This window comes from Clostridium sp. K04, from assembly GCF_019734375.1.
GTDB classification, from domain to species: Bacteria; Bacillota; Clostridia; order Clostridiales; family Clostridiaceae; genus Clostridium; species Clostridium saudiense.
In genome coordinates, this window is sequence record NZ_JAASHD010000065.1 from 1 (window position 1) to 9,065 (window position 9,065).

Annotated in this window: 5 protein-coding genes; 2 read left to right on the forward strand and 3 right to left on the reverse strand. The window is 25.4% G+C overall.

The features are described from left to right. Window positions 1-100: 100 nt before the first annotated feature. The 3 genes from HCG70_RS16685 to HCG70_RS16695 form a co-directional block, all read right to left on the reverse strand. Window positions 101-1,423, reverse strand: a complete 1,323-nt coding sequence (locus HCG70_RS16685) for an APC family permease (protein ID WP_042394978.1) — start codon at window positions 1,421-1,423, stop codon at window positions 101-103. A gap of 74 nt (window positions 1,424-1,497) precedes the next feature. Further along, window positions 1,498-2,373: a radical SAM/SPASM domain-containing protein gene (locus HCG70_RS16690; protein ID WP_042394980.1), complete on the reverse strand. Its 876-nt coding sequence runs from the start codon at window positions 2,371-2,373 to the stop codon at window positions 1,498-1,500. 49 nt (window positions 2,374-2,422) lie between these two features. Next, entirely contained in the window at window positions 2,423-5,623 is a 3,201-nt protein-coding gene (locus HCG70_RS16695) for a two-component regulator propeller domain-containing protein (protein WP_042394982.1), read from the reverse strand. A gap of 293 nt (window positions 5,624-5,916) precedes the next feature. Between HCG70_RS16695 and HCG70_RS16700 the strand changes: the two genes are divergently transcribed. Both HCG70_RS16700 and HCG70_RS16705 read left to right on the forward strand, forming a co-directional pair. After that, window positions 5,917-8,049 (forward strand): ATP-binding protein, encoded by a 2,133-nt coding sequence (locus HCG70_RS16700; RefSeq protein ID WP_052330584.1) that lies wholly within the window; start codon window positions 5,917-5,919, stop codon window positions 8,047-8,049. 177 nt (window positions 8,050-8,226) lie between these two features. Then, the gene (locus HCG70_RS16705; protein ID WP_221698048.1) at window positions 8,227-8,949 is read left to right on the forward strand and encodes a gamma-glutamyl-gamma-aminobutyrate hydrolase family protein; all 723 of its coding nucleotides are present in this window, start codon (window positions 8,227-8,229) and stop codon (window positions 8,947-8,949) included. Window positions 8,950-9,065: the final 116 nt, after the last annotated feature.

Below are 9,065 nucleotides of genomic sequence, written 5' to 3' on the forward strand. Positions count from 1 at the left end.
CGCTTGAATATAGGAGTCATACCTTAGCATCATAATTTTTTATTATTTACCCTGTCTACTTGACAGGGAGCAGTTCATTAAAAATGCTACTGATTTTTTATTATTTACTTATTTCATTTTTATGATGATTATACACATATACAGGTATTCCTAAAAGCATAAGTATGAAGCCCCACATTACTGTTTCAGCACCTGAGCCATATATAGTCCATAATACATATATAAATGCTAATAATGGTAATATAGATTTTTTAATAAATATTTTAAAACTAAATTCTTTATTTTCTTTAAATGTTAACATCATTTCTGCTGAAACACTTAATATATATACAGGTAAATATGAAAGTGTTGCTAATATTGTTATAAATGTAAATGCATCAACCATACCTTTTTGGAAATTCATCACTAATAATATATTAACTAAAACAGATCCAAATATAAGTGAATTTATAGGTGTTCCTGTTTTCTCATTTATCTTTCCAAAAAATTTAGGGAATACACCATCAACCCCAGCAGCATAAGAAACTCTTGCTGTAGCTAATAACCATCCAATAATAGTTCCTAAAATACAAACAACAACTGCAATAGTTAGAATTTTCCCAACTCCGTTTCCTAATGAATTGGTTAATATATCAGTAAGTGGCGCAGTACTATTTGCTAATGTTTTATTATCCATTGCTCCCATACTTGCTATACTTATTGCTAAATATATTACTGACGCAATTATTAAACCATAAATAGTACTTTTTCTTATATTTTTTTCTGGATTTTTAATTTCTCCTGCTGCAACAGTAGCACTTTCTAATCCTATAAATGCCCATAATGTTGATGTTGCAGCTAATGGTACCGTACTTAACCCTTTTCCTTCTGGGAATAAAGGAAGTATATTAACATTATCAAAGTTTAAAAATGCTACAATAATAAAAAGTGCAAAAAATCCGATTTTAAATACAGTTACAAATGATTGAAGCTTTCCAGCAATTTTTACACTTAAAATATTAACTATTGTAAATATCCATAAAATTGCACTAGAAAATATTATTGAAATCATTGGATTGCTTAATGCAGGAATAACTGCTGATGCATAGCTAGTTATTGCTACAATAATAGCTGCATTTCCTATCCATGACCCATTCCAGTATAACCACGCACTTAAAAAGCCTGCAAAATCTCCAAAAGCTTCCTTAGTATATTGATATGCTCCTCCAGTAGAAGGATACTTAGTTCCAAGATTAGCAAATGAAATTGCAATTAATATTGATCCAATAGTTGTTATTATCCATGCAATTATAGTTGCCCCAGGTCCTGATACTTGTGCTAATGTTGAAGGTAACATAAATACTCCTGAACCTATCATATTACCACACACAAGCATTGTAGCCATAAAAAGACTAATTTCTTTTTTTAAACTTCTTTCTTCCATTTTTCCTCCTTAGTTATAGGATTCAATTTTACTTGTAATCCATATTTATCTATCTAAAAGCTCTTAATTAAATATTATTTTTTAAATCTTGTTGCATAGCCACATCTCTTACAGAGATCTTCCACTGCTACTCTTCTAGAAAATCCATTGTATATATCAGATGCCCTTTTGCCTTCTAAAATACTTACAAATGGTTCTTTAAAAACATTTCCCAATTCAATAGTTCCCTCACTATCTAGGCAACAAGGAACAACTGTACCATCAACTAATATTCCTACTTGATTTCTAAGTCCATGACAAAATACTTCTTCACCAATAGAATTTATACTAATATCTGGCCAGTTAAATTTTTCAGCCATATTTAAATATACTTTATCCTTTAACTTAATTTTATGCGTTTCCTGTAACTTCTCCGCTAATGAAAAATCTAAATTAAGATTTTTCTCTAATAAATTTAATATTTCTAAATTTAATTTATTAGCACCCTTCAATTCTTCATTATCCATGTTCCAAAGTCTTATTGCACATATAATATCACTTTTTTCCCTAGCTTCATTAATAAAATCAGTAACTCTATTAATATATTCATATAATTCTACATTGCTTTCATTTGCTTCAAAGCTATGTAATGAAATATTTACTTGTCTCAATGATTTTGCATTAATAAGCTTTTCTGAATTTTTATTAAGTAATGTTCCATTGGTAGTTAAATTAACCATTAGCTCATTTTTATGGCATTCTTCAAAAAATCCTTCTATATTTTCATTTAATAAAGGTTCTCCCATTAAATGAAAATATACGTGATTTGTATATGGCTTTATTTCATTAATTATATAGTTAAATTCTTCCCTATTCATAAATTTATATTTTCTATTTGTCTTTGGGCAAAAATTACAACTTAAATTACATACATTAGTAATTTCTATATATATTTTCTTAAACTTTCTCATTTACTAATCTCCTACTCACTAATGAGGTTATATCATAATTTGAAAGATACTACCTTTCTTGCTTAACTGGTAACACTATAATAAACTTACTTCCTTGTCCTGGTATACTTTTTACGTAAATATCACCATTATGAAGATCAATTATCTTCTTGGTAATAGTTAATCCTAATCCACTTCCCTTTTTAACTTCAGATGATGGATCAATAACTTGATTAAATCTATTAAATATTAAATCATGATATTTTTTATCAATTCCAATTCCAGTATCTGATATTTCTATTCTAACACTATCTCCTAAATCAATAATTACTACCTTTATTACTCCACCTGGCTCTGTAAATTTATATGCATTACCAACTATATTAACTATACATCTTTCAATTTCGCTCTTATCAGCTTCTATTATTTTTTCTTCTATCTCAGGATCTACTATTAACTCGATATCCTTTGCCCCAATATATTCTTTCATTGATAAGGCTGCTTCTTCAACAACATAAACAATATCTATTTCTTCAATATTTATATTATAACTACCATGCTCAATCTTTGAAGAATCTATTAAGTCATTTATTATTTTTAATAATCTTTTGGTATTATTTTTAATAATGCTCATATAATGATCAAGCTTTTCTCTTCCTATACCCTCTTCATTTTTATTTAATTCTTTTATTAATTGCTCAGTTGAATAAATAACATTTAGTGGAGTTCTTAATTCATGTGATAAATTAATTAAATAACTATTCTTTCTTTTTTCTAAATCAATTATCCTATTAAATAACTCTGAATTTCTATCCATTTCTTCGCTTAATTCTTTTGTTCTTAATTCAACTAAATTATCTAATTTTTTAACTTTATTTATACTATTAATAACAAATGCAACTATTATGCCTATATAAAGTAAAATAGCATATTTACTTGCCCAAAATGGATACTTTATATAAAAGTGAATACTTGATTCTTCTGTAATTAATCCATTATTACTTCTTGCTTTTACTTTAAAAATATAATCTCCTGGTGATAAATTACTTAAAGTAATTGAATTACCATCCATTTCAAACCATTCATCACCATTCTCATCTAAGCAATAATAATATTGTATACCACTAACATTTTTGTAATTAGGTAAAAAGTATTCTATAAAAATATTATTTTCATAATACTCTAATTTATTAATATCTTTAATGTTTCTTTTAACTCCGTTAACTTTTACTTCGTCTAATATTAAACTATATATTTTATTATTACTTTTTATATCTTTAGGTGAAATAATATTAAATCCATTTATTCCACCAAATAATAAATCTCCATTGCTACTCTTTAAATAAGCATTTCCATTAAATTCATTACTTTGTAAACCATCAGTAACATCTAAATTAATAATCACTCCACTTTTTGAATCTATTTTAGAAATCCCCATATTAGTACTACACCATATGGCTCCATTAAAGTCTGTTAATATACCATATATGGTATTATTAGCAAGACCATATTTTGTTGTATATCTTAAAAATTTATCCCCTGATTTATTAAGTATATTTAACCCAAAACTAGTTCCAATCAATATATTTCCATAGTTGTCCTCTGAAATAACCCTAATAGAATTATTACTTAAAGAATTTTTATTACCTTTTATATTTTTATACACAGTTACTGTATTATCTACTGGATTTAATCTTATTAAGCCACCTTGCCTAAACATTCCAATCCAATACTCTCCAGAGCTATCTTTAAAAATATCTCCTATATAATTGTCACTATAACTATACTTTTTTATGATATAATTTAAATCTATTGATTCCTTTGTCTCTAAGTTTAAAATATATAATCCTTCTTTCGTTCCAACCCACAAGTACCCGTCATCATATAATAATCTTTTAACAGTTTTATCACCAGAAACAATAAAATCACTATAATTCTTATAAGTTTTACTACTCTTATTTATTATGGTAATACCTTTATCTGTAGCTATATATATTTCTTCTTTATTTCCATCTATATCATAAATATCATCTGTTTTAAAAATATTCATAGTTTCCGAGCTAATATTAATTATTTTATCTTTATTTCCATTTAAAACGTCTATCCCTTTATACTTACTACCTATCCAAAGATATCCTTCATCATCTTCATATAAAGCTGTTATCATATTGTTACTTATAGTTGAATTATCAAATGGATCATTTTTATAATGTTGAATCTCACTCTCTGGATTAAAAATACTAATCCCTGCATATGTTCCTATCCACATTAATCCAGTTTGGTCTTGAATTAAAGAAAAAATATTATCATCTACAATAGAATTTCTATCATAGATTTTATTCTTATATGTAATAAAAGTATCACTCTCTTCATCTAATTTAGATAAACCCAAATCTGTACCAATCCACATTTGACCATTATCATCTCTTAAAAAGCTTTTTATAAAACTTCCACCTAAAGAAGTTTTATCATCATTATGTACATATCTTTTTATTTCGTTAGTCTTAATATTAATGCTATATGCTCCTGCATTTCTAGTACCAACCCATATATACCCATTTTTATCGTAATATACTTTATATATTTCATTAATCGTCTTTTCATTCTCATTCTCATTTTCACTACTCAATAAAAATACATCTACTTTACCGGAAGTTATATTAATCTTATTTACCCCAGTATTTGTTCCAAGCCATATGTTTCCGTCTTCATCTTCAGTTATACTCTCAATATATGTATTTGAAATTTCACTTCTATATATCTCTTCAAAACAGTCTTTTTCTTCATTATAAATATTTAATCCATCTGCAGTTGCTGCTAATATTTTATTATCTTTAGTTATTAATATACTATTTACATTTGCATTAGTTAGATTACCATTATCACTTTTATCTAAATAATTAATTATAGATTGTCCATTATTTCTTATTCTACTTAATCCATCTGCTGTTGCTACCCAAATATCTCCATCTTCATCTTCTTTAATATCTAATATATAATTATTATTGATACTATTATTATTCTCTTCAACTCTATATACATTAAATTGATATCCATTATATCTACATAAACCATCGTTAGTTCCTATCCAAATATATCCTTTGCTATCTTGAAAAAGTGCTTCAACAGTTCCTTGGATAAGACCATCTTCTATTGTAATATTTTTAAAATTTATTTGTTCTTTAGCATAAACATTATATCCTTTCTCAACTCCTAAAATGGCGATTGCTAATAAGGTAATATAAATAACTCTAACTATATTATTTTTCATTTATTTCTTTTCCTTTGTGTAAATTGTAGAACTTAATAAATAAATCTTATATTCAATAAAGCTTAAATATAAGATTTATTTATTAAAACCTTCAAATAATTTTATCATTCTATAATTATAATTACAACTTGAATAATTACAAATTAGAATTTATCTTTTTCGCTTTTATTTTACTTTCTTTTCATTTTTTCTTAATATTTTATACTTTTTCCACAATAATACTACTTTTTTTGTTAAAATAAGGTTATAATTGAAATCAAATATATAAATAGTGAAATATTCTTGGAGGAGTAATGGAAAATTTTTTAAATACTTTAAACGAAAAAATACTTATTATAGATTATACCGGTAAAATTTTATTTTTAAACAAATCTCTTCTTATACAGCTTGGTTATAAACCTAATGAGATAATTAATAAAAACATTTTATCTTTAACATTCACCAAGGACATTAATGCTTTTTTACTAAAAGATACACCATTAAAAAACTTATATATTATTTCTAAAAATTCTTTTCCAATTGAATTTAATATCAATACCTCTAGAGGTTTATATAAAAATACTGATAGCATATTTATTAAGCTTGAAAATTATACTGATAATATCACTTGTGATAATCATAAAAATTTTATATTTAATAATAAAGATAATATAAAAAAATTTGAAAGAATAGATAAATCATTAACACTAAAAAATAATTATGAAATAGATATAGCCAAAAGCAATGTACAATTAAATAGTATTAATAATTTATTAAAACAAAATCTAGATTGTACTAATGAATTTACTTTCTTTAATGAACTTAGTGATGCTATTTTAGAATCATTAAATTGTGATGAATTTCATGCTTGGATATACTTTAATGAATCATTAATTCCTTATTGTAGTTCTTCTTACGATGAACTTACAAAGAATTTTCAGTCAATTCAATTAACACATTACCAATATGAAACCCTTATTAAACCTTTTACAGGATGGGGATTATATGATATAGATTCTTTAGCTTCAAATAAACTTCATAAATATTATAGAAAAACTATAAAGCAAATATGTGTACAACCCATTTTCTATAATAATAAATTTTTAGGATTAATTTATATAGGATATAAAGATAAATTTACTCCTGTAGTTAATCGTAATGACTTTATATCTACACTTTGTAATCACTTTGGTATGTCAATGCATAATTATCTTTTATCTAATAATCTAAAAATAGAATTACATAAACGCCTTAAAACTGAAAAAGAGCTTTCTTTTTTATTAAGAACAGCAACAGATTTAACAGCAACTATAGCTTCTAACGGAGACTTCTTAAAAATTAATGAAGGTTGGATTAAACTCTTAGGATATACTAAAGAAGAATTACTATCTATGAATTTATTAACTCTAACACATAGTAATGATAAATATAAACTTCATGATTTATTTAGTGGCAACTTAGACTCTATATCAACTATTACCGATTTATGTATTAGGTTAATTACTAAAAACAACTGTATAAAATGGCTTAATTGGAATTGTTCCTATATTAATTCAGATAATGTTATTATGTTCACTGGAAAAGATATTACCGATAAAAAAGAATTAGAAATTGAAAAAAAACTTATGGAAGAGTCATTACATGTAGAAAATATTAAAAATGAATTTTTTGCTAATATATCTCATGAATTTAAAACACCACTTAATATAATTTTAGCTAGCTTGCAAGTAATTAATCATAATATCTTTAATAAAAATATTAAATTCTCTAAAGATTTCAACTTGAAAAAATATACAAATTCAATCAAACAAAATTCTTACAGACTTCTAAGACTTGCTAATAATTTAATTGATATTACCAAAATAGATAGTGGTTATTATGAAATACAGCCTAAAAATTGTAACATAGTTTCTATAATTGAAGATATAACAATATCTGTAGCACAGTATATGAAAGATAAAGGCATAGATTTAATTTTCGATACCTCTTTTGAAGAAATAATTATCTCATGCGATCCTGATAAGATTGAAAGAATTATGTTAAATCTTCTTTCTAATGCAGTTAAATATACTAAATCACCTGGAATAATAAATGTATTTATTGATAAAACTGAAGATACTGTTATTATTTCTGTTAAAGATACTGGTATTGGAATCCCTAAAGAAAATATATCTATTATTTTTGAAAGATTTATACAAGTTGATGATACTTTAACTAGGAAATGTGAAGGAAGTGGAATAGGCTTATCCCTTGTACAATCGCTTGTTCAAATGCATGGTGGCAAAATTGCTGTTTACAGTACTAAAGATATTGGTTCCGAATTTACCTTTACTTTACCACTTCAAACTATTAATAATTCAGATATTATTTATAATATAAACGAAGATAGCCATAGTAAATTAGATAAATGCAATATTGAATTTTCTGATATATATAGTCTTTACTAAACTGTATAATAAGATAAACATTACACGTAACTTTTAATTAGTATAGTTGTTTTTGTAATAAAAAATAAATGGATTATTTTAATAATGGTCCATTTTTTTCTTTATTACTATAGTAAACAATAGGTTGGTTTTCTACTATACTATATATTATAAACAATAAATTTTATGGAGGTTAAAATGAACAAACCAATTATTGGTATTGTAGGTTCTTTATATACAGAGTGTAATCTTTCATTTGCAGGGAATTATTTTGATTATAATAATAATAACTATTCAAAATGTATTGCAAAAGCTAATGGAATCCCCATATATCTTCCTATTATTGGAGATAAAGATGTTTTAGAGAATCAATTATCACTTTGTAATGGTATTTTATTACCTGGTGGTGCTGATATCAATCCACTCTTATACAATACTTCTCCAGAAACTCACCTTGGAAAATGTAATGATTTTATAGATTGGTATCAAATTTCCATAACAAAAAAAGCTTTATCTCTAAACATACCGATATTAGGAATATGCAGAGGTATACAAGTATTAAATGTAGCAGCAGGTGGTACACTCTATCAAGATATATCACATACTGTTCCTAATGCAATACTTCATAATCAAAATAGTCATTTATCAAATATCTGTCATCCAATATCAATTAAAGAAAATAGCAAAATCCATAATATCTTAGGCGATAAATACATTGTAAATAGTGCTCACCATCAAGCTATTAAAGATCTTGGTAATAATCTTATCGCCTCTTCAACTGCTCCAGATGGAATTATTGAATCTATTGAAATGGAAGGCAAAAATTTTGTAGTAGGAGTTCAATGGCATCCTGAAATGCTTTCATTAAAAGATTCTGTCATGCTTCAATTATTTGAAGACTTTATTTCTAGTTGTATGTAGATTTTTTTTTATAAATAAAAATAACAGAATCCACTTGGTTGATATGCTCCCTTTATAGTAGACAGTTAAAATAATAAAACTGTCATTACTATAGAGGGAGCAATTTTTATGGGAAG